Here is a 21530-nt window from a genome sequence, read left to right as displayed (position 1 = left end):
AGGCGTTGGGCTTGGGATGATGGTGCGTGCCTTACGCAACGAGCGTGAGGCGTGAGGCGTATAAGCCGAGACGCGACCTGACAGTCACAGTCAGATCCAGTCACGAGCGGACTCTTCGAGCTGATCGTCACCTGCCATGGAAGACTGGTATCGACCCGCTTCGGCCAGTTGCCGGCGAGCAATGAACGTCAGAAACTATCCCGCGACCGGACACTCAGACAGGGCACGATGTCGGAGCGGGTTCGCTAAATGCTCTTCGCGATAACTGGCAACGCCGAAGCGCGCTTTTCCCGGAGGGCGATCAAACCACCGGCGTCGGATTTATTCACCCAACAGAAATACAAGCATCATTTCCTGCACGGCTTCGACCATCTGAACGCCGTTCGCCGTCTTGCAACCCGCCGCTTGCGCCGCCGCCAGAAGCGGCGTGACTCCATGCCCGGCAATCACGTCGCCAACGAACATTGACGCATCGAGTAGATCGCGCCGCAGGGGAAGCGGATCATCTCCGTGCAGCCCCATGGGGGTTGCGTTGAACACGAGGGTGCATCCTGTCGGATTGGCTGGACCAAGGCGCACGCGGCGCCGGTCGGGCTTTCCAAGTTTTCCGGCGAGCCAGGCCGAACGAGCTTCGTCAGCGTCGTGAATGATGAGTTCACTGATGCCTGCCTCCAGCAAAGCGATGGCGATCGCGCTCCCTGCCGCTCCAGCGCCGATCAGCAATGCCCGGCCGTCACTCACGTGTGCACCGTGATCGGTCTGGGCCTTTACGAACGCGAGCCCGTCGAGCATGTCGCCGTGCCACGTTCCGTCCGCGTTCCGTCGCATGACGCTGACCGCACCCAGCAACCGTGCAGTATCGGAAACGCTGGCGCAATAAGCAAACGCCGACTGCTTATGTGGCATCGTGACAAGCAGTCCGTCGACGTTTGCGGTCAACGTCAATGCACGCATGACCACGTCCAGGTCGTCGTTGGCAACCTGCATGGGCAGGCAAAGCGCATTGTGGCCTCGCGCGACGAAGCCACGAGTCAGCTTCTGCGGCGATTTAACGAATCTGATCGGATCGCCGATGATCGGAAACAGCCGTGTAGCGCCGTCCAATTTCTCAGTCATCTGGCTTACCTTGTGTCATACCGGTTGTCACGTTCGCTGCGTTCTCCGCGGTCGCGCCGCACGGAGAGATCTTGACCGTTGCATAACGCGCCTGCCGGCTTGTCATGGAGCTGAGATACCAGCTGTTGCGGTATTTGATCCCGTATGCGTCGTCGACCCTGTCATTGAGCGCATTCGCTGCTGACTCGAAGCTCACGTCTCGCGTCATGCCGGCAACGCGAATTCTACCGCCCCGCTGCCGCAGGGCAGCCTGATACCAACGGGATGCCAGGCCGTTGTAGGCGCGCACGTAAAGATCGCCGTCGACGACGACCGACCAGATCCATGTCGGCGTGCCATGCGTGACACCATCGTCGCGCAATGGCGACACGTGAAGATCGTCGCTCGCGGCGATCGCCGCAAGCTCATCCGTGGACCATGATGTCATTCGATTACCTCGGCATATCGGGCGATCGGTGCGGCACGCCGTGGCAGGACATCAACCCGGGCGGTGCGCAAGGACGTCCTTTACAACGGGCAGCGCTGTAAAGACATTGGGCCAACCGGCATAGAAGGCCAGTTGAGTCATCACTTCGGAAGCCTGTTCCGCGGTCAAGCCGTTGTCCATCGCGCGGTTCAGGTGATAGGTGAGTTGCGCGACCTGTCCCGATGCAACCAGCGCGCTGACGGTGACAAGACTGCGATCCCGTGGTGCCAGACCGGGTCTTAACCACAAGTCATTGAACAGCGTGTCGCGGGTGAATTGAACGACCCCAGGCGACACCATCCCGAAGTTCTGTTGCACCGTGCTTTCTCGCTGCGCCTCTGCGGCTTTGTCGAGAGGAAGAAGCTCGACGGTCGAGCTTGGCAACTGTGCCGCAGTGATTCCCCGTCTCTCGAATACTGTACTCGTCACTCTCGCAGCAGCGGTGGCGTTGGCCCAACCGGAATAAAACGCGAGGTGAGTGATGATCTCTGAGATTTCGCTGGGTTTGAGTCCGCTGTCGAGCGCGAGATCGAGATAGAACGGCAACTCGGTGCTCTGATTTCGGACAGTCAGCACGGAGAGCGTCACGACGCTTCGGTCTCGTGCAGACAGTTGCGGACGCTTCCACAGATCGCCCAGCAGCACTTCGTTCGTGTAGTGCTCGAGCGCAGGCGACACTTTGCTCATCGCGGCGAAAGCGGGGGTGGAGGTCGAGCTATCCCGACTGGACATATCAGGTTTCCTTTCGAGTTGCGAGCAGGCAGCAGTGCCGAGCGCCAGGGACAGTATTGCCATCGCACATATCCTCATTGACTGGATCTCCGGTAGCCTGGCCCGCATTGAAGTCATTCGATCAGCGCATCGCGCTTTGGCTGAAATCTATCGCGCCCCGCTGTCTGCGACTAGAGGCTAGAATCGGCAAACACCTATGAAGTGAGTTCATCAATGCGACGCGAAAGCTACAACGACCTACTTGCACTTATCGCCGTCGCGCGCGAGCGCAGCTTCACGCGTGCCGCCGCGCAGCTCGGTGTATCCCAATCCGCCCTGAGCCATACCATCCGGGCGCTCGAAGCGCGGCTCGGTATGCGGCTGCTGACCCGCACGACGCGCAGCGTGGCACCAACTGAGGCTGGCGAGCGGCTCATCCGGACCGTCGCACCGCGTTTCGAAGAGATCGATTCAGAACTGGCGGCCGTGTCGGAGTTCCGCGACAAACCTGCGGGCACGATTCGCATTACCGCAACCGACCACGCGACAGAGACGATCCTGTGGCCCAGGCTGGCGCCGGTCCTGCATGACTATCCGGACCTCAAGGTGGAAATCATCACCGACTATGGCCTCTCGGATATCGTGGCAGACCGCTTCGACATCGGGGTTCGACACGGCGATCAGGTCGCCAGGGACATGATCGCCGTTCGCCTCGCGCCGGCCATGCGCATGGCGATTGTCGGCACGCCGCAATACCTGAAGACGCGCGCGTCGCCCAAAAAGCCCCAAGACCTCACCGCACACAACTGCATTAATCTTCGCTTACCGACTTTAGGTAGCTTCTACTCGTGGGAGTTGAAGAAAGGCCGTCGCGAGGTGCAGGTTCGCGTCGATGGCCAGCTCGCTTTCAACGGCACCTACCAGATGCTGGCTGCGGCGTTGTCGGGCTATGGCCTCGCCTATGTTCCCGCGGACCTTGCCCAGCCGCACGTTGAAGCGGGGCGCCTCGTCAAAGTGCTGGATGACTGGTGTCCCACGTTCCCGGGCCTGCATGCGTGCTATGCAACCCGACGCGAGTTCTCGCGCGCGATGACCGTCGTGATCGACGCGATCCGCTATCGCAAGGGTGATCCTGACCACGGGTAACGAAATTTATTCATGAATTCACTTCATGAGGTTTTGCCGTTTTACATGCTTTATCGCTAGAAACCCCTGCCCTATCATTTTCCATACGGACGGCGCGAAACGCGCCAGTGAGCACGTCCCTTCACGATGTGCACGCAACGCTAACCGCAGGCACTGCCTGTATGGAGATGATGAGCATGCACTACCGACACCTAGGGCGAAGCGCCCTGAAAGTTTCGCCCCTGTGTCTGGGCACGATGATGTTCGGCGGCGAAACGGATGAAGCAGGCTCGCGCCGGATCATCGACAAGGCATACGATCAGGGAATCAATTTTGTGGACACTGCCGACGTCTATCACGCGGGTCGATCCGAGGAAATTGTTGGGCGCGCAATCGCGGAGCGGCGCAACGACTGGGTCGTGGCGACCAAGTTCGGGTATCCGGCTTCGGCGAACGCTCGCCCGAACGAGCAGGGGCAGTCGCGCAAATGGATCTGCCAGACGGTCGACGCCAGCCTGAAGCGCCTGGGCACCGACTACATCGATGTTCTCTATTTTCATCGCTCCCTGGTTGAGGCCCCGCTCGAAGAAGGGGTTCGTGCCATCGGCGATCTTATCCGCCAGGGCAAGGTGCGTTACTTCGGTCTCTCCAACTTCCGTGCGTGGCGTGTCGCGGAAATCGTGCGCCTGGCCGATCAGATGGGCATCGATCGACCCGTGGCGATCGAGCCGGTCTACAACCTGGTCGACCGTACCGCCGAGCTAGAACTGATGCCTGCAGCCGGCCATTACGGCATCGGCGTCGTGCCCTACAGCCCGCTCGCGCGAGGCGTACTAACCGGCAAATACTCGCCCGATGGCGCGCCCCCGGCCGATTCGCGCGTTGCGCGTGGCGACAAACGCATCCAGCAGACCGAGTGGCGTCCTGAGTCGCTCGCCATCGCGCAAAACGTCGCGGCGCACGCCGCCGCGCGCGGCACCCATGCGATTGCGTTCGCAATCGCATGGGTGCTCCGGAACCAGCTGGTCAGCTCGGCAATCGCCGGGCCGCGCACGGAAGCGCACTGGGATAGCTACATGGACGCTTTGACGCTGCAACTGGGACCGGACGACGAGAAGTTTGTCGACAGTCTGGTTCCTCCCGGCCATGCATCGACACCAGGTTATACGGATCCCAACTATCCGGTTGAAGGCCGCCGCGTCGGTTGACCCGTCCGCGCGTGAATCGTCGCGAACGCGGCGAATGCCCAACACGTGCAGGTGCGAGTCAGGGTCGGCAGCGACTCACATCATTGTTGAAGCCCCGTATCCGTAGAGGTCGGAGGAAAACATCTTGAACATCACTTTTGAAAACAAGGTTGCACTCGTCACGGGTGCGGGCTCCGGGCTCGGTCTCGCGACGGCAAAGGCGTTCGCCTTGTCGGGAGCCGCGGTCGTGCTGGCAGACCGGAACCGCGACGCAGTGCAGTCTGCCGTCGATGCATTGAAGGAGCTAGGGGCGAGGGCCCTCGCCGTGCAGTGCGATGTATCCGACGACGTCCAGGTGGAAGCCATGGTCGCGCAGACCGTGTCGACGTTCGGTCGGCTCGATGTCGCCTATAACAACGCCGGGGTACAGAACATTCTCGCTGAAACGGCCGACTCTCCGCGCGACGATTACGACCGCGTGATGTCGATCAATCTGCGCGGCGTATGGAGCTCCATGAAGTTCGAGTTGCAGCAGATGCGAAAACAGGGGAACGGTGCAATCGTAAACTGCTCGTCGCTCGGCGGTCTTGTCGGCGGTGCGGAGCGAGGCGCCTACCACGCGGCGAAACATGGCGTGCTTGGGCTCACAAAGAGCGCGGCGCTCGAATATGCGGCGCAGGGTATCCGGGTCAATGCCATCTGCCCCGGGTTGATCTGGACTCCCATGGCGGACCAGATGGTCGCGGGTGGCCAGGGGGCGGCACTCGAAGCCATGGCAGCCACCATTCCGATGGGCCGTCACGGACGTCCGGAGGAAATCGCCGATGCCGTTTTGTGGTTGTGTAGCGAAGCATCGAGCTATGTGACAGGTCAGTCCATTTCCATCGACGGCGGCTTCATCATGCGATAAGAAGTTCTGCGCTGAGAAACCCACGCCAGTTGGGTTGAAGGAGAGAAGAGATGGAAAAACGCAAGCTGGGCCAAGGCCTGGAAGTGTCGGCGCTGTCACTGGGCTGTATGGGCTATGGCGTCGCCAGAGACATCCCGGATCGCACTGAAATGATTGCGGTCATCCGGACAGCAATCGAACGCGGTGTCGACTTTTTCGATACCGCGGAGGTCTACGGGCCCTTCACCAACGAGGAGATGGTCGGAGAAGCAATTGCACCGCTAAGGGACAGGGTGAAGATTGCAACCAAGTTTGGCTGGGATGTCGATGTTGATACCGGCGTTCATCACGGTGGCGTCAACAGTAGGCCTGCACACATCCGGGCTGCAGTCGATGGCAGCCTGAAACGGCTCAATGTGGATTACATCGATCTTCTCTATCAGCACCGGGTGGACCCTGCAGTCCCGATGGAAGAGGTCGCGGGCACGGTCAAGGATCTTATCCGCCAGGGGAAGGTGCGATATTTCGGCTTGTCCGAAGCGGGCGTGACGTCGATCCGGCGTGCCCACGCGGAGCAGCCCATTGCAGCACTTCAGAGCGAGTATTCGCTGTGGACCCGGGAGCCGGAAGCCGAGATTATTCCCGTGCTCGAAGAGCTTGGCATAGGCCTGGTACCGTTCAGTCCCTTGGGTAAGGGGTTTCTCACAGGAAAGATCACGGAGGCAACGCATCTTGGCAGTGACGACTTTCGCAGCAAGATTCCGCGATTTGTACCTGAGGCCCGAAAGGCCAACGCAGTTCTGATTGGATTGCTACGCAGTGTCTCGCAACGGCACGAGGCGACACCGGCACAGATCGCCCTTGCATGGCTCCTGGCGCAGAAGCCTTGGATCGTGCCACTGTTCGGCACGCGCAAGGTCGAGCGCCTCGACGAGAATCTCGGCGCGTTCAAGATAAAACTGAGTGCGGCGGATCTGGACGAAATTCAATCTGTCGCGTCTGAAATCGAGGTTCAGGGCGCCCGATATCCCGAGGCGATGATGAGGCTGTCAGGTCTATAGCGCGCTGTTACCTGTTGGGAGTGTCGCCGCTGTCGCAGAGAGATATCTGGTGTCTTTTGCTCGCCGGAAAACAGCCGTTCACCTTCGGCAGTCGAATGTCGGATTGTGACCGGACAGCGTCCCATCGTTGCCCGGCGTTCTGCCTTCACACCTCGGTCTGTTCCGCCATCTCAAGTGCATCGTCGACCTCAATGCCGAGATACCGTACGGTGCTTTCGAGCTTGGTGTGCCCTAGCAGCAGTTGAACCGCCCGCAAATTCTTGGTGCGCCGGTATATAAGAGACGCCTTTGTTCGCCTCATCGTATGCGTTCCGTAAGCCGTATCGTCGAGGCCAATCGATCCGATCCAGCGATGGACCAGTCGAGCGTACTGACGCGTCGAGAGATGCGGCGAGCCGTGGATCCTGCTCGGGAACAGATAGTCGCCCGACGAAAGTCCCGCCGCTCGGATCCACGCTTCAGCACTTGCGCGAGTCTGCTCAGTGATTTCGAACTGAACCGGCCGCTGAGTCTTCTGCTGCATAACGGTTGCCCGGGGCGCCACCCGAGAGCCAAGACAGATATCGGACACTCGCAATTTTGTGAGATCGCACGCTCGACGTTTGCTGTCGATCGCGAGGTTGAACATCGCGAGCTCCGAGTCTTTGCCGCTAGCTGGAGGCGGATACGAATTGCCCAGATTTCCTTGAGTTTCAGCGGCGGTGTCTGACCCGTCAGTTTGCCCTTGTTCCACGGCACGCGGTGCACGCCAACAACATCAATCGCTTCCATGGCTTTTCTCCTTTCAACGGAAGGAGAAACAGTCTGCGCCGATCGTGGAGGGACGCTGCCCGACCCGGAGCAGCCGTCGAGACCGTTGTCGCCTCAACGACCGTTACTGGAGTACAGCCGCCGCCCCATATTCGATTTCGCGAGCTGGGTTTGTTAGACGATGTCGCCATTCGCCCTTTGGCGTTGGTGTGCGAGCGAGGAAGCGGTCATCTACTCTTGTGCGTTCAATGTTGGGGAAGCCGTGCCAAAAACGCATCGACTTGATTTTCGTTGGTGGCCCAAGACGTTACGAGACGAATCACTGAACGATCGTTGCCTGCATTCGACCAAACATAAAAAGAAAAGTAGCTTTGGAGCGTGGAAATGACGGAGTCCGGCAGGACCGGAAACACTTGATTGGTGGCCGTTTCCGAATCCAGCGTGTAACCGCGTGCCACGATTCCAGCAGCGAGCTTTGCCGCCATTGCATTGGCGTGCTTTGCATTTTCGAGGAAGAGATTCCTGGTTCCGAATAGCGCCTGAAACTGGATGCCCAGCAATCGACCTTTTGCCAACATCCCGCCGCGCTGCTTGAGATGAAACGCAAAATCGTCTTTCAAGGCCGGATTGCAAATGACAATAGCTTCACCTAGCAGCGCGCCCACCTTGGTGCCACCGATCCAAAAAATATCAACGAGTGACGCGATGTCCGCCAGTGTCGCGTCGTTCTTGCTCGATGCCAGCGCCGCACCCAACCGCGCGCCGTCGAGAAACAGGATTAGCCCGCGTTGTTTTGCGAGCGCTGATATTGCCCGCAGTTCGGCGAGAGTATAGACAGTGCCTGTTTCGGTTGCGTTGGAAATGTAAATGAGCCGCGGCTTCGCCATGTGCGGAAAATGGGCGTTGCTGGAAAGCGCGACTTTGATGTTCTCAGGTGTGAGCTTCCCGTCGACGGAGGGAACCGTGATGAGTTTGTGGCCCGTTGCTTCAATGGCCCCAGCTTCGCGCACCACGATGTGCCCGGAACTCACCGCAATGACGGCCTCATGGGGACGCAGACAGCTCGATATCGAAACGATGTTCGCCATCGTCCCGCTCGCAACGTAATGGATCGCCCCATCGAAATTGGCTGCCAGGCGGGCCTTGATGCGACTCGTAGCTGCGGCCGTGTAGGTGTCTTCGCCGTAAGGCGCTTGCTGTACGTAGTTCGATTCCGTGAGTGCGCTGAGGATATCGAGATGCGCGCCTTCGCTGTAATCGTCGAGAAAGCTGAAAGTAGTCATTCGGGGTTTCTGCCTTGGATAAAGGCCGCCCAGGAAGAGAGCGAGGCCTGAAACCAGCAGGCTACCGGGCTGCTTTCCAATCGCCTTGTAAAAAATTGCTGTGCCGCTATCAGAAGCGGGCCGGCGTCACGCCGTAGGCTTGGCGGAATGTGCGCGTGAAGTGACTTTGATCGAAGAATCCGACAGCGTGCGCAACTTCAGTTATCGACATGTTCCTGCTCGCGTTGATAAGCGCTATCGCTTTCTCCAGCCGCAGGCGCAAAAGCCACGCGTGAGGGGTCATACCGACGGTTCGCTTAAACAGCTTCAAAAAGCGAAACCGGTCGAGCCCGATAAGAAGGGACAGGTCTTCCAAAACGATCTTGTCGGAGATATGGGCTTCAACAAAATCCCTGACGACGTGAAGTTGCTCAGAGGACAGGTTTCCCGTGATCGTCAGCGGGGTGGGCTGTTTCAGACGTGCAAATAACGACTCCAGCAATTCCAGAACGTAGGTTTCGTTCAACATCCGGTCGGTCGTTCCCCGTTGCAAGGTAACGTGAACTTTAAGCAACTCGTCTGCCAGACGGCTGTCTTGTAGTACCACGGCGGCCTGCGATGGGAAATAGTGCTTCCCGGTGATTTCCTCACCAAACCCATCGAGCAGTGCAGGCGACAGTCGAAACGTTTGCAGGGTGTACGACTCATTGGCGCCGGCGATGCCGTCATGGACTTCCCCCTGCGGCATGAGTTGAATGGCACCACGGGTGAGCAAAAGGGATTCGCCACGAAACGATTGACGCTGCACGCCGCTCGCGACCAGCGCGATATGGCAATCGAGATGATAATGGGGCTCGAACCGAAACTCGGCAAACCGGGCCGTGCTGAGAGTCAATCCGGGGATGTCACTTGGGTGACTGTACTGGACGTCTTCGGGCATAACGTGCCTCCGGTCTGCCGCTGACACATCGGAGATCAACCCAGAAGGTCGCGTCGCGAAACCCCTATTATCCCAGTTTCATTTGGTCTGCGCCTCCCCAGACGAGAGAGGTCAATTGAATAGATGCGGCACAGCGCTTTGCGCTGGCCGTTTTTCAGCGATCAAATCGCTGTGGCGAGTGGTTGATTTCGTCAATTCGGGCTCTTTCGCAATAGGACCGCATCGGGCGCTACAACCGACGTTCGAACGTCCCCGTGCTGACGTCTACGAAGGTCGGGTGTTGGCCGGCTAGCGCCCGACGATCGGGCACGCCGATCGCCGCGAACGCAGCCTCTCATGCAAAAGGCAGAAGTCGACCTGCGGACATTCCCCGAAAGACAACAGCGGTGGCTGCCTTCAACTGCTTATCGGTCACCCCTTGACGGAAAATCGGTGCTGGAAACCACCGGATTAGTATCCTACGCTGACCCTATCTCCCGCGCAGGCATGGTCGGGTGCCGGCTAATCGCTCGCGGCCGACTGCACGGGAGATGGCCGATCGCCGGGGCTTGGCGAGCTTTCTTCGTGCACGCCGGGCCTGACCTGGCTGCATCGAGTTGGTGCGCTCCAACAAATCAGCCGCTCCGCGCAAGCGCGAAAAGTGTCGGAATTGCTTTCGTTCGGCAAGGGGAGACATCACATGCCCATTTCTCGACGATCAGTCGTCGTAGGCGGCCTTGGGCTTCTTTGCGCAGGTCTCACCCAACCGAGCTATGCGCAGGCCATGCCGACCGAATTCCGTGTGGGTTATCAGAAGGCCGGCCTGCTCGGCGCTGCAAAGAAGGACGCCGTTTTCGAGCGGCGATTGAAGCCGTTGGGCATCGAAACCGTGACATGGTCTGAATTCGAACTGGGACCAGCGATAATGGACGCGATCGGTGCGGGGGCCATTGACTTCGGTTGGGCTGGCGACGTGCCCGCTATCGATGCGCAGTCGGCTGGCGCGAAATTTGTCTACGCGGCATGTATGCCTGCGTCGGCGCATGGGATGCTGGTGCGAGAAGGATCTGCAATCCGATCTCTCGCGGACATCAGGGGCAAGAAGGTAGCCTTTGCCCGCGCCACCAGCGGACAAAGCGTTCTGTTGAAATTGCTCGCCAAGGCTGGCCTCACCTACGGCGACATCGTCCCCGTATTTATGTCGCCCAAAGCTGCCTCCGCTGCGCTCTCGCGCGGCGACATCGATGTCTGGGTCGTCCACGACCCCTTCTTTGCATTAGCGGAACGCGTCCAGAGGGCGCACGCGATCGCCAGCACGAAGGACATTGTCAATGGCAATTCCGTCTACGTAGCGACTCCCGAATTCGCCAGGAAATATCCCAAAACTCTCGCCGCGGTTTTAGATGAGGTGACGAACGTCACGACGTGGGCGGCGCAAAATCGCGACAAGTTTGCCGAGGCTACATCGGCGGCAATCGGCATGGACGTTGATGCAGTGCGTGTCGCAATCGATCGCAGCGACTTGACCGTGGGGCCTGTCACGCGCGCGGTTGTCGCTCAGTTGCAGGAAACCGCCGATGTCTTCCTGAAGCTCGGTTTCATTTCGAAGCCGATCGTGGTCCGTGACGCCGTCTGGCCGATCGCCAGCTGACCCGAGCGGTAACGTGGCCGCCTTCAGCTATCGCTTGTCAAACTGTCTTGCGGGCGATCCCAGGTAGCAACAGACGTTCGAACGTCTGCCGCAAGCTGCACGCGACAGGCTGCTCCAGGCCGAACCCAGTCCGCTGGCGAGCTCAGTTCGACCCTGAGCGGCCGGTCGAGGGAGCAAGATGCGACGCCTGTTACCAGTCACTGAGACGGTTCAAGCCGGCGCTGTGCCCTTTCGCAATGCGGCCCTCTAAGCGTCATGCCTCGTTTAGGGCAAGCGCCCGCTCGAAAAATGTTTTACCTCCGGAAGAAAAACCACCGGAATCTTGCCTGGCGATTCGCTCTCTCGCGACATCAACAGCAGAACTCTTGTCTCCTTGCAGCATGTGCACGAGCAGACGCTCCTTCCAGACAGTTACCGCCGCACGGGGGTGCTTCTGCATAAAGATTTCGTGCTCTCTATCGAGGAAGCGAATGTAGGAGTCCAAGGAGTCAACCTCCAACGCTACCTCTTCCGCCGTAGATGCTGCTTGTCGGGTGGCGATCTCAAGCTGCTGCTCCAGCAGCCCTGGTTCCCACACGAGATCACGGACTGTGAAACTTTGAATTTCCCAACCGGTAAGCACGAAGGCTCCGTTGGCGTGAAGACTGAAGGGTGCGTTCTCGTTTCTTGACATGCCCAGGACGCGCCAGAGTAGATGATCAAGTTCAAGCCACTTGAAGCGCAGCCAAGAGTGAAATGAGCCCTCCTTCGCCCCCGCGGACAAGGTCATGGAGAAGAAAAGAGGGCCATTCGTCCAGTAAGGCGTGGTGCCGACTGACTTCCAGCGCCTCGTTTTAGCTTCTGCCTTTACCAGCAGTCGAAGTTCTCGGTCGATTTCGGATTGCTTCATTGAGGGAGTCGAGCTGTCTTACATCAATTCTTGATCGATTGCGCCGCCAGATAGCGGTGATCCGGCAACGGCTGCTGTTGGCCGAATTCACAAGGTCGCTCCCGACCGGTTGGACAAACAGTATCCCGAGATCGAGTGCGGCACAGTCAATGAAAGTAATGACGGCCGTCACTGCCTTGCAAATCGGTTGTTGGCAATCCAGGTGCCAAGATCGAACGGCAGGGAGTGGCTGAACTGAGTTCAACGAGCTGACATCGTCTGCCCGGTCAAGCTCAACTTTCTACACGTGAGGCGTGCAGTATCGTATCGCGCCCTGCGCATCGCAACACATCGCCAACAGCCCACGTGCACGCCTTTCGCAACCCTCGCGAAATCAGCCTGCCAGCGCCGCACTACGCCGCCCCGCCCGCTCACGGCCTGAGCCACAACATGATCTGCACGGTCACACTCGCCAGCACCGCAAGCGCGCCGAGCGTGTCGAGAACACCGGGCCACACGATCCCTCTCCTTCGCGATCCACCGCCATCACGTCTTCGTTAAACGAATGCGCGCGCCATCAATTGAAGGCCGAGCCCGAGCAGGCAGACGAAGAACCACCGCCTGAAGCTCGCCGCGCCGATACGTCCACGCACCCGTTGACCGAACCACATACCGGCGAGCGCCGGCAGCACCGCAGCCAACGACGCGCGCAGATCGTCGACGGCAAACGCATGCGCGCCGGCAAGGCCGATGGCCAGGGCGATCGTCGATACCGTGAACGACAGGCCGAGCGCCTGCACCAGTTCCTCTTTGCTCAGCTCGAGCCCCTGCAAATAAGGCACGGCCGGCACCACGAACACGCCGGTGCCGCCGGTGACGACGCCCGTCACCGCACCGATCGTTGGCGACAGCCAGCGCTCGTGCCGCGCGGGCACCGGAAAGCGCCACGCGAGCAGGCCCGCCGCCGCATACAGCGCGAGCGCCGCGCCGAGCCCAACGACCGCCCAGGCGCCACCGCCTCCCGCAATAAACGGCGCTGCAATCAGCGTGCCGCCCACGATGCCCGCCAGCATCGGCCACAACCGCGCGACGAGCGCGCGCACGCCGGGCCCCGCGAACAGCTGCCACACGTTGGTGACGAACGACGGCAACAACAGCAGCCCGGCCGCCTCGGCCGGCAGCATCAAGGTGCCGAGTACGCCCATCGCGACGGTCGGCAGCCCCATGCCGGTCACGCCCTTGACGAAACCGGCGACGACGAAGATCACGGCGACCACGCCGAGGCGTGCCAGCAGCGGCGTAGTGAGCGACGTAGTAAGCGGCGCAATCAGCGGAATGGCAAACGAAGAGATCATCGGTACGGATGAAAGGAAACGATGCTGCCGATTCTGCGTCGCCGCGCCACGCCTCACAATGCGTAAGATACATAGCGTGACTTAGGTTCAGCCTAAGGCACAATGGGCATCGAAGGCCCTCTCTCACGATCTGCCCCGCACCGAACTCTTATGCGCTTCGACCTCGTCGACTTACGGCTTTTTCTTCACATCCTCGACACCGGCAGCATCACGCATGGCGCGGCGCGCGCGAACATGTCGTTGCCGTCCGCGAGCGCGCGGCTGCGCGGCATGGAGGACACGCTCGGCATGCCGCTGCTGGAGCGCGGCCGGCGCGGCATCGAATCGACGCCGACCGGCGACACGCTCGCGCATCACGCGCGTCTCGTGCTCGGCCAGATCGACCGGATGCAGGGCGAGCTGGGCGAGCATCAGGAGGGCCGCAAGGCGTGTATCCGCCTCTGGACCAACACTGCTGCGATCACCGAATTCCTGCCGTCGGCGATCGGCGCGTTTCTGCGCGATCACCCCAACGTGCAGGTCGATCTGAAGGAGCGGCAAAGCAGCGAGACCATCAAGGCCGTACTGACCGGCGCGGCGGAACTCGGTATCGTCTCCGATGCGGTCGAGCATGGCGCGCTGCAGACGCTGCCGTTCGCCGTCGACAAGCTGGTGCTGGTGACGAGCCGCGACGATGCGCTAGCCACGCGCCGGCGCGTCGCGCTCGTGGAGCTCACGCAGCGCGAGTTCATCGGCCTTGCTGCCGACAGCGCGTTGCAAACCTACCTCGGCGAGCGCGCGCTGCTGGCCGGCCGGACGCTGGGTTTCCGCGCGAACGTGCGCACCTTCGATGGCGTGTGCCGGATGGTCGAACAGGGCGCGGGCATCGGCATCGTGCCGGCTACCGCGGCGAAGCGCTATCGCGGCACGCCGGGCATCCGCACGATCGAGCTGAGCGATCCATGGGCGACGCGGCGTCTGTTGATCTGCATGCGCGATCTGCAGACGATGCCGCGCGCCGAAAAGGCGCTGGTGCGGCATCTGGCCGGCCTGGCCGACATTTGACCCGCATTTAACCGGAGACCGACGGCGCTATTGCTATCATTCGATGCCCTCCCGAATGCCGGAACGGGAGACACGGATCAGAAAACGACCACACCGCAGGGGCATGCATGGAATTTCGCCAACTTCGCTACTTCATCGCGGTCGCCGAGGAAATGAACATCACGCGGGCGGCCAATCGCCTGCACATGACGCAGCCGCCGCTGTCGCGGCAGATCCAGCAGATCGAGGAAAGCGTCGGGCTGCCGCTGTTCGAGCGCGGCTCGCGACCGTTGCGGCTCACCGAGGCCGGCCGCATTTTCTATACGCAGGCCAAACGGCTGATCGGCGAAGCCGACGAACTCGCGCCGCTGACGCGCCGGCTCGCGCAACTGGCCGAGCGCATCGTGATCGGCTTCGTGCCGTCGACGCTGTATGGCGCACTGCCCGCGGTGATCCGTTCGTTTCGCGAGGCCGCGCCGCATATCGAGCTATCGCTGATCGAGATGTTCACGATCGAGCAGTTGGCCGCACTCAAGGGCGGCCGCATCGACGTCGGTTTCGGCCGGCTGCGGTTCGACGATGCGCAGCTTGCGCGCGAAGTGCTGGTCGAGGAACGGATGATTGCCGCATTGCCGCAGGACCATCCGCTCGCGCGGCAGAAGAAGCCGCTGACGCTCGCGGCGCTCGCCGAGGAAACGCTGATCGTCTATCCGAGCACGCCGCGGCCGAGTTACGCGGACCAGCAGATCTCGGCGATGCACGACCAGGCGCTGGAGCCGAAGGCGATTCACGAAGTGCGGGAATTGCAGACCGCGCTGGGCCTCGTCGCCGCGCAGGTCGGCGTGTGTCTCGTGCCGGAAAGCGTCGAAGGTCTGCGCGCGCATGGCGTCGCGTATCGGCCGATTCCGTCGGCGAGTGCGGCGTCGCCGATCATCATGAGCCGGCGCCTGCAGGACGAGTCGCCAGCGACGACGCTGATGTGTTCGCTGGCCCGGCAGTTGTTCAAGCGGGCTTAAGCGGTGAAATAAGCGGTGAAGCAGAAAAAAACCGGCGCGCTGACGCGTGCCGGTTTCGTTGATCCGATCGCCGCAGCGATCGGGCATGCAGCCGTGCAGCCGTTTAGTCCGAACCGAACTTCGGCGAACGCGGGCCATACATCAGCCCATCCGGCGGCCCCGCCGACAGCAGCCGCGTGCTCGTCAGAGCCGCGACGTCGTGGCCCTCGTCCGTCAGCGAATGGGCGACCTGCTTGATCGCCGCCTGCGCGAGCATACCGATCAGGCTGCCGGAACCGAAGTCGACGTTCGTGCCGACTTCCTTGCCGCTGGCCCGCGCCGTTTTCTGCCACAGCACGTCGCCGGTTTTCAGATCGACGAGCTTCGCCGACGCGGCCACCACCGTGGTCGAATCCACCACCCGGTAGACCGAGCCGTACTGCGTGATCTTCGAAAACAGCACCGCGTCCGCGCCGAAAATGTCGCGCAGCTTCGCCGGCGACACCTGCTCGATTTCAGCCGGCGCGGTCAGACCGTTCTGCTTGAAGGTCTCTTCCATCAGCGCGACCGGAATCACGTAGTAACCGGCTTCGGCGAGCGGCTGCGTCATTTGCGACAGCATGCTCGACGACGCCTTCACGTCCGCCGAGTCGTTCACCGGTGGCAGCACCAGGATCGAATGTGGCTGCGCCTTCTTGAACGCGGTGTAATCCGTCTGAGCGTGATGCGGTTGCGTTGCGCACGCGGCCAGCAGGCCGAGAATCGACAGCGCCACGCCGAGTTTCAGGGAAATCAGTTTCAGCATTGCAGGGTCCTCAGGGTTGCTTCGACTTCTTCAGCAGAAAGTCCATATACGTCGACGACTCCGGGAACAATTGCTCCTCGGCGGCGAATTCCTGCTTCGCTTCCTGATCCTTGCCGACGCTTGCGTACAGCATGCCCAGATGCGCGTGGAAACCCGGCGGCGGCGTATTGCCCTGCGCGCGGATCGTCTGCAGCGCTTTTTCGAGCGCGTCGATCTGTTGCGTGGGGCTCGACTGTCCCTTGAAATATTCGTAGACCTGCGGCTGATAGCCGTCCCATTGGTAAAGCGGCTTGGGCTGCGGCGCGGCGCAGCCCGTCAGCACCGCCGCGACTGCGACGAGCGGCAGCCATGCGGTCTTCTTGAGTGTGGTTTTCATGGCGAAAAAATGAGTGGTGAATTGTTATGTGCGCGATGTGGCGCTCAATGAGCGCAACCGCTGAGCGCCGAGGTCGCGGCGCCCGCTTCGGCGCCCGTTTTTGCGCCGACTTAGGCGCGGCTTATTTCGCCGCGTTCAACGCACCCGCATCGACCTGCTCGACCAGATGATTGACGGCTTCCTGAATCGCCAGATCGAGCACCTTGCCGTTCAGCGTGGAGTCGTAGCTGGCGGTACCGCCGAAGCCGATGACCTCGCGGTTCGACAGGCTGTATTCGCCCGCGCCCTGGCTCGACAGCACGACTTCGGAAGTCGTCGTATCGACGATGTTCAGGTTCACCTTCGCGTAGGCGATCTGGCTCTTGCCGCGGCCGAGAATGCCGAACAGCTGCTGGTCGCCGACTTCCTTGCGGCCGAATTCGGTCACGTCGCCGGTCACGACGAAGCGCGCGCCCTTCACGTTCTGCGCTTTCTTCATGAACGTGGCTTCCTGGCGGATTTCGTCGAGGTTGTCGCGATCGAGCACGTTGAAGCGATGGGTCTGCTGCAGGCGCGTGATCAGAATCGTCTTCGCCTGGCTGCCGAGACGGTCGATGTTGTCGGAGAAGAGCCCGCGCATATAGCTCGAGCGATTATCGAATTTGCCGAGTGCGATTTCGACCGGCTTGCCCGCATAAGGCGTTTGCGCGCTGCTGACCACGGGCACCGGCAAGGTTCGCGACGATTCGGTTGCGCAACCGCCAAGTGCGCCGGCAATGGAGGCCAGCACCAGCACGCTGAGTCGGGTAGAAGTTTTCAATTGAGAATCCCCATGAATAATTCAGAAGCAACCGACACATAAAAATAAATGACCGGAATGCAATTCGAAATGCGGGTCAAAAGCGACCCCGATAAGCAACCGATAGAAACAGCGCGGCGAATCCCCAGCTCTAGCGGCGGGGTATCTGGATTGGGTTTCGCATGAGGCCGCGAGCGCTGCGGCAGGTGCGCTGCGATTGAATATCGGGCGTGATACTAGCGCGTTTGCGCGAAACGATTTGTCACGCTTTGCAAAATCCGATGCGCGCTCGCAACGATTGAGAAAATTAAGACCTGTCCAATTGAAATGAAATGTCAGATTGAAATAAAAGCGAATTCGTTATTTTCAGGGTTATGCGACTTGACTAATGTCGGGCGTCAATTATTTCATTTCATCTTCTGCATCTGATTCACGTCATGTTTTTGATCAAATTCACGTCGAAATCCTCAAGCGCCGCATTGACGGTCCTGTGCCGAACCGATAATGCGGCGCTTCGCTGATGCCTCACTGATACTCCGCCGATCGCCCTACTTCACGTCAAACCCATAGTCGCCATGCGTGCGATGCCCGTCGGAGGCCACCGCGACCCAATGCACGGTGTAGTGCCCGGCCGCGAGCGTCGGCAGCGGCACGCTCATCACGGCGGGCTGCTGCGCGTCGACGCTGGATTTCTGCGTGGTGACGGTCTTGCCGCTCGCATCCGTGACGCTCAGCGAGCTGAAGGCCGGTTCGAGCGGGCCGTCGAAGCTCACTTTCACCTGGGCGGGCGCCGTCACCGAAGCACCCGCTCCCGGCTCCTGCTTCTGCGGAAACACGTGCGCGAACGCGGCGCTCGCGAAGGTCAGGCCGGCGAGCGCGGCGGCGATACGCATCGTGCGATGCCGCAAAGTGGTTTGCATCGTCTTCATGGTCTTTCTCCTGAATCGACCGTAGCGGGCACCTGAGCGCCTGCTACGGCCTTATGCAAAGCGGTTGCGTTCAACTACTGGAATAGCGGCTTGCCGATCGTGCCCGGCGCAATGTCGTCGAGGAACAGATGCGCCTGCACCAGAATGCCGACGTGCGATCCGCTCGCGCGGTTGACCGGGATCTGCGCCTCGACGCCGAACTGTCCATAACGATTCATCCAGATGAAGCCCGGATTGACGGTGCCGGTCGTCTGCCCCTGGCTGCGCGACAGCGGAATCTCGACGAGCGGAATCAGGCTCGCAAGCGGCTGCGGCAGCCCCGCGTCGTGCACGTGCTGCTGCAGATACGGCAGGCTGTACTGCACCGTGAAGCCGTAGTTGAACGCATTCGGCTGGCCGGCGCCGGTGCTCAGCGCGGGCCCGGCTTCGGCGGTGAGCGCGAGCGGACGCAGATACGCGAGCGCATCGGGCAGATCGCCCATGCCCTTGCCGACGTAGACCGTCGGCGAGATCGTCGAGAAGTTGTCGGCGATCGCGCGGCTGCCGGTGCCGCCGAGTTCGGCATCGACGCCGATCGACGTCATCAGCTCGTGCGGCTCGTTCACGTACAGCAGGTACTTCAGACCGATGCCGAAGTTGTCGAAGCCGCGCGCGCCGGGGTTGTTCTGCATCACGTAGGCGCCGTCGACCGAGATCGCGAGGCGCGGCGTGATCAGCTTGTCGTATTCGAAGCTGAAGGTGTTGATGCTTTGATCGCCGCTGTCGCCCGGCACGCGCTGGTGGCCGTACTGGAAGTTGGCTTCGTCGCCGACGCCGGGGTCGTCGACTGCGAGCGTCGACGGAAACACGCGGTCGCCCGCGATCGCATGGGCGTACGCGCAAGGCGCCGCGGCCAGCAGGCCGAATGCGCCGAGCCACGTGATCGATGCCGCGACGAACGGCGCCGCGCGTGGCGCTCGCTGGCCGCGCGTTGTTCGAGTATTCATGACTGCATCCTGTCTGAGTGGTGATGACGATGCCGGCGCGCGACTGTCGACATGGGAAGGCGCGCGCGGGCATTCGCAATGCGAATTCAGCGCATCGCGTCATGGCGAGCCCGAAGGAATCGGTGGAACTCGCCGGGGACCCGGATCAGGAAGCGGAAGGCGGGGCGCGCGGCTGCGCGAAGCTCGGCGGCTCCACGCGGCGCACGCTGTCGAAGCGGGTGGCGACGATCTGCTCGCGCGCGTGGACCGCGACGACGAACAGGGTTTCGACGCCAGGCATCGTCGGTAGATGCGCGAGCAGGCTGCAATAGCCGCAGACGTCGCCGTTAGGTAGCTGTGCGTGTTTGCCGGGGGGATGGGTGGGGTCGTCGGGGGTGGTGGCGACGGCTCGCGCGGTGTCGGCGGTGTCGGTGTACTCGGTGGGCGGCATCGACATGCCGGGCATCGAGTCTGCCCCAGCGTCGTCCATCGCGTCCATGCCATCCATCGACGCCATCTGGCAATGCCCATCCGCCATCGCACCTTGAGCGCCCGGAGCGCCGTGGGCACCATGCGCGGCGAGCGTCTGCGAAACCGTCGGCGCGAGCGTCGCCAGCAGGATCGCGAGCAATCCGAGCCAACTGCCGATCTTCCGATGCCAACGCTTCAACATATGCCCGGCAGCCACGCTGCGAGTAAGCAGTCCATGCTTGCAGGACTACGATTTGCGGCAAATTATGCCATGCAGGCGATGCGCGGCTAACCATCTCCGGCCGCCTCCCACCCACACATCCGGCCGCATTTCATCCCGTCCGCGCCCGGATTTCGCAACCTGAGATGCCCCGCCCGAGGCCTGGTCAATAGAGCAAACTGCCGACGGCAAAGCCGCCGCGCACAGGCGACAATGCCTGATCCCGGCTTCCGGCACGGAGTCTTCATGAAAGCGCAGCGCCCGCGTCCACCGCACTTTCCCGGCGTGTCCACGCGCGCCGAATGGCGCGACCACGTGCTGCCCTACTTCGTCACCGCGCTCCTGATCGCGCTGGTGGTCGTGCTGGTCGTGTGGGTCGCCAATCCGGCGCCACCGCGCACGATCACGATCAGCGCCGGTCCGCGCGACAGCTCGTTTGCCGTCACCGCGGACCAGTACCGCAAGATCCTCGCGCGCAACGGCATCCACCTGAACGTGCTCGAATCCGACGGCTCGGTGCAGAACCTCAAGCGGCTGCTGGACCCGAAACAGCATGTCGACGTCGCGCTCGTGCAGGGCGGCGTCGCGCAAGGGCTCGATACGTCGTCGCTGGTCTCGCTCGGCAGCGTGTTCTACGTACCGGTCATCGTGTTCTATCGCGGCTCGGAGTTGACGCAACTGGCCGAGCTCGAAGGCAAGCGCATCGCGATCGGCCGCGAAGGCAGCGGCACGCGCCTGCTCGCGCTGCAACTGCTGGCCGCGAACGGCATCGAACCCGGCGGCGACACCACGCTGGTGCCGAGCGACGGGCTGCAGGCGGCCACCCAACTGGTGGCCGGCGAAGTCGATGCGGCGATCCTCAGCGGCGACTCCGCGACGCGCGGGCTGATGCTGCGGCTGTTGCGCGTGCCCGGCATCTCGGTGATGAATTTCGACGAAGCGAGCGCGTATACGCGGCTCTTTCCGTTTCTCGACCAGATCGACCTGCCGCCCGGCCTGCTCGATCTGAAGCGACGCATTCCGCCCGACACCGTGCATCTGATCAGCCCGACGGTCGAGCTCGTCGCGCGGCGCACGCTGCATCCGGCAATCTCCGATCTGCTGATCGAGGCGGCGCAGGAAGTGCACGGCGCCGCGGGTCTGTTGCAGCGTACCGGGCAGTTTCCGAATCCGGTTGCGCACGAATACGCGATCAGCGAGGACGCGCAGCGCTATTACCGGACCGGCAAGAGCTTTCTGTATCGGACGCTGCCGTTCTGGATCGCGAGTATTGGCGATCGCACGCTCGTGCTGTTGTTGCCGATCGCCGTGCTGCTGGTGCCGGCGATGCGGGTGATTCCGGCGCTGTATCGCTGGCGGGTGCGCTCGCGCATCTATCGCTATTACGGTTCGCTGATCGCGATCGAACGGCACGCGCTGGCCGGCGCCACCGATGAAGAGCGCACGCGCCTGCTCGCGCAGCTCGACCAGATCGAGAGCGCGCTGAACCAGTTACGCATGCCGCTCGCCTACGCGGATGCGTTCTATGTACTACGCGAACATGTGGGATTTGTGCGCGGTCGCTTGACGACCGCGCGGCCCGTCGCGGCCTCGTGAGCGCTGCCTCTA

General features: G+C 61.6%; 21 protein-coding genes and 1 pseudogene. 8 read left to right on the top strand and 14 right to left on the bottom strand.

Going from position 1 to position 21530, the window contains the following annotated elements:
• Positions 1-321: 321 nt before the first annotated feature.
• Genes HHL14_RS10055 through HHL14_RS10045 form a run of 3 tightly spaced genes read right to left on the bottom strand, consistent with a single transcriptional unit; the run spans position 322 to position 2377 of the window.
• The gene (locus HHL14_RS10055) at positions 322-1116 is read right to left on the bottom strand and encodes a shikimate dehydrogenase family protein (protein WP_169497452.1); all 795 of its coding nucleotides are present in this window, start codon (positions 1114-1116) and stop codon (positions 322-324) included.
• Complete coding sequence (locus tag HHL14_RS10050) at positions 1109-1543, bottom strand: DUF2255 family protein (RefSeq protein ID WP_169497451.1); 435 nt, start codon at positions 1541-1543, stop codon at positions 1109-1111. Before HHL14_RS10050 ends, HHL14_RS10055 begins: the two co-directional genes overlap by 8 nt.
• Before the next feature lie 51 nt (positions 1544-1594).
• Positions 1595-2377 carry a carboxymuconolactone decarboxylase family protein gene (locus HHL14_RS10045; RefSeq protein WP_407945276.1) on the bottom strand — a complete coding sequence of 261 codons (783 nt, stop codon included), beginning with the start codon at positions 2375-2377 and terminating at the stop codon, positions 1595-1597.
• A gap of 150 nt (positions 2378-2527) precedes the next feature.
• On the opposite strand from HHL14_RS10045, the gene HHL14_RS10040 reads away from it, so the two are divergent.
• From HHL14_RS10040 to HHL14_RS10025, 4 genes are all read left to right on the top strand, one after another.
• On the top strand, positions 2528-3439 hold the full coding sequence (locus HHL14_RS10040) for a LysR family transcriptional regulator (protein WP_169497449.1): 912 nt from the start codon (positions 2528-2530) through the stop codon (positions 3437-3439).
• A gap of 176 nt (positions 3440-3615) precedes the next feature.
• Positions 3616-4626, top strand: a complete 1011-nt coding sequence (locus tag HHL14_RS10035; protein WP_169497448.1) for an aldo/keto reductase — start codon at positions 3616-3618, stop codon at positions 4624-4626.
• A 124-nt stretch (positions 4627-4750) separates the two neighbouring features.
• Entirely contained in the window at positions 4751-5515 is a 765-nt protein-coding gene (locus HHL14_RS10030; RefSeq protein WP_169497447.1) for an SDR family NAD(P)-dependent oxidoreductase, read from the top strand.
• A gap of 50 nt (positions 5516-5565) precedes the next feature.
• On the top strand, positions 5566-6555 hold the full coding sequence (locus HHL14_RS10025; protein WP_169497446.1) for an aldo/keto reductase: 990 nt from the start codon (positions 5566-5568) through the stop codon (positions 6553-6555).
• A 145-nt stretch (positions 6556-6700) separates the two neighbouring features.
• Here HHL14_RS10025 and HHL14_RS10020 read toward each other — a convergent pair.
• The 3 genes and pseudogenes from HHL14_RS10020 to HHL14_RS10010 all read right to left on the bottom strand — a co-directional run bounded on the left by HHL14_RS10020 (position 6701) and on the right by HHL14_RS10010 (position 9507).
• A pseudogene (locus HHL14_RS10020) lies at positions 6701-7326 on the bottom strand (tyrosine-type recombinase/integrase).
• A gap of 224 nt (positions 7327-7550) precedes the next feature.
• Positions 7551-8588 (bottom strand): threonine aldolase family protein, encoded by a 1038-nt coding sequence (locus tag HHL14_RS10015; RefSeq protein WP_169497445.1) that lies wholly within the window; start codon positions 8586-8588, stop codon positions 7551-7553.
• A gap of 109 nt (positions 8589-8697) precedes the next feature.
• Positions 8698-9507, bottom strand: a complete 810-nt coding sequence (locus HHL14_RS10010; protein ID WP_169497444.1) for a helix-turn-helix transcriptional regulator — start codon at positions 9505-9507, stop codon at positions 8698-8700.
• A 763-nt stretch (positions 9508-10270) separates the two neighbouring features.
• Between HHL14_RS10010 and HHL14_RS10005 the strand changes: the two genes are divergently transcribed.
• On the top strand, positions 10271-11137 hold the full coding sequence (locus HHL14_RS10005; RefSeq protein ID WP_169497443.1) for an aliphatic sulfonate ABC transporter substrate-binding protein: 867 nt from the start codon (positions 10271-10273) through the stop codon (positions 11135-11137).
• A gap of 253 nt (positions 11138-11390) precedes the next feature.
• On the opposite strand, the gene HHL14_RS10000 is transcribed toward HHL14_RS10005, so the two are convergent.
• Positions 11391-12026, bottom strand: coding sequence for a hypothetical protein (locus tag HHL14_RS10000; protein ID WP_169497442.1), 636 nt, complete (start codon positions 12024-12026; stop codon positions 11391-11393).
• 536 nt (positions 12027-12562) lie between these two features.
• A complete protein-coding gene (locus tag HHL14_RS09995; protein ID WP_169497441.1) occupies positions 12563-13360 on the bottom strand; it encodes a sulfite exporter TauE/SafE family protein in 798 nt (265 codons plus the stop codon).
• A 150-nt stretch (positions 13361-13510) separates the two neighbouring features.
• Here HHL14_RS09995 and HHL14_RS09990 point away from each other — a divergent pair, with 150 nt between their 5' ends.
• Together HHL14_RS09990 and HHL14_RS09985 are read left to right on the top strand one after the other, a co-directional pair.
• Positions 13511-14404: a LysR family transcriptional regulator gene (locus tag HHL14_RS09990; protein ID WP_169497440.1), complete on the top strand. Its 894-nt coding sequence runs from the start codon at positions 13511-13513 to the stop codon at positions 14402-14404.
• Between the two features lie 107 nt (positions 14405-14511).
• Positions 14512-15399 carry a LysR family transcriptional regulator gene (locus tag HHL14_RS09985; protein ID WP_169497439.1) on the top strand — a complete coding sequence of 296 codons (888 nt, stop codon included), beginning with the start codon at positions 14512-14514 and terminating at the stop codon, positions 15397-15399.
• A 103-nt stretch (positions 15400-15502) separates the two neighbouring features.
• Here HHL14_RS09985 and HHL14_RS09980 read toward each other — a convergent pair whose 3' ends face one another.
• The 6 genes from HHL14_RS09980 to HHL14_RS09955 form a co-directional block, all read right to left on the bottom strand.
• A complete protein-coding gene (locus HHL14_RS09980) occupies positions 15503-16183 on the bottom strand; it encodes a DUF799 domain-containing protein (protein ID WP_169497438.1) in 681 nt (226 codons plus the stop codon).
• A gap of 10 nt (positions 16184-16193) precedes the next feature.
• Positions 16194-16559 carry a DUF4810 domain-containing protein gene (locus HHL14_RS09975; RefSeq protein ID WP_169497437.1) on the bottom strand — a complete coding sequence of 122 codons (366 nt, stop codon included), beginning with the start codon at positions 16557-16559 and terminating at the stop codon, positions 16194-16196.
• 121 nt (positions 16560-16680) lie between these two features.
• Positions 16681-17358 carry a CsgG/HfaB family protein gene (locus HHL14_RS09970; RefSeq protein WP_169497436.1) on the bottom strand — a complete coding sequence of 226 codons (678 nt, stop codon included), beginning with the start codon at positions 17356-17358 and terminating at the stop codon, positions 16681-16683.
• Positions 17359-17885: 527 nt separating this feature from the next.
• Positions 17886-18266 carry a copper resistance CopC family protein gene (locus HHL14_RS09965; RefSeq protein ID WP_230412977.1) on the bottom strand — a complete coding sequence of 127 codons (381 nt, stop codon included), beginning with the start codon at positions 18264-18266 and terminating at the stop codon, positions 17886-17888.
• A 74-nt stretch (positions 18267-18340) separates the two neighbouring features.
• Entirely contained in the window at positions 18341-19252 is a 912-nt protein-coding gene (locus tag HHL14_RS09960) for a hypothetical protein (protein WP_169497435.1), read from the bottom strand.
• 145 nt (positions 19253-19397) lie between these two features.
• Positions 19398-19904, bottom strand: coding sequence for a DUF2946 family protein (locus HHL14_RS09955; RefSeq protein ID WP_169497434.1), 507 nt, complete (start codon positions 19902-19904; stop codon positions 19398-19400).
• 264 nt (positions 19905-20168) lie between these two features.
• Between HHL14_RS09955 and HHL14_RS09950 the strand changes: the two genes are divergently transcribed.
• Complete coding sequence (locus HHL14_RS09950) at positions 20169-21518, top strand: TAXI family TRAP transporter solute-binding subunit (protein WP_169497433.1); 1350 nt, start codon at positions 20169-20171, stop codon at positions 21516-21518.
• The last annotated feature ends 12 nt before the right edge of the window (positions 21519-21530 follow it).

Source organism: Paraburkholderia antibiotica, from assembly GCF_012927125.1.
Taxonomy (GTDB): domain Bacteria; phylum Pseudomonadota; class Gammaproteobacteria; order Burkholderiales; family Burkholderiaceae; genus Paraburkholderia; species Paraburkholderia antibiotica.
The sequence above is the reverse complement of the archived record's forward strand: the minus strand, read 5'-3'. Positions and strand labels throughout refer to the sequence as shown.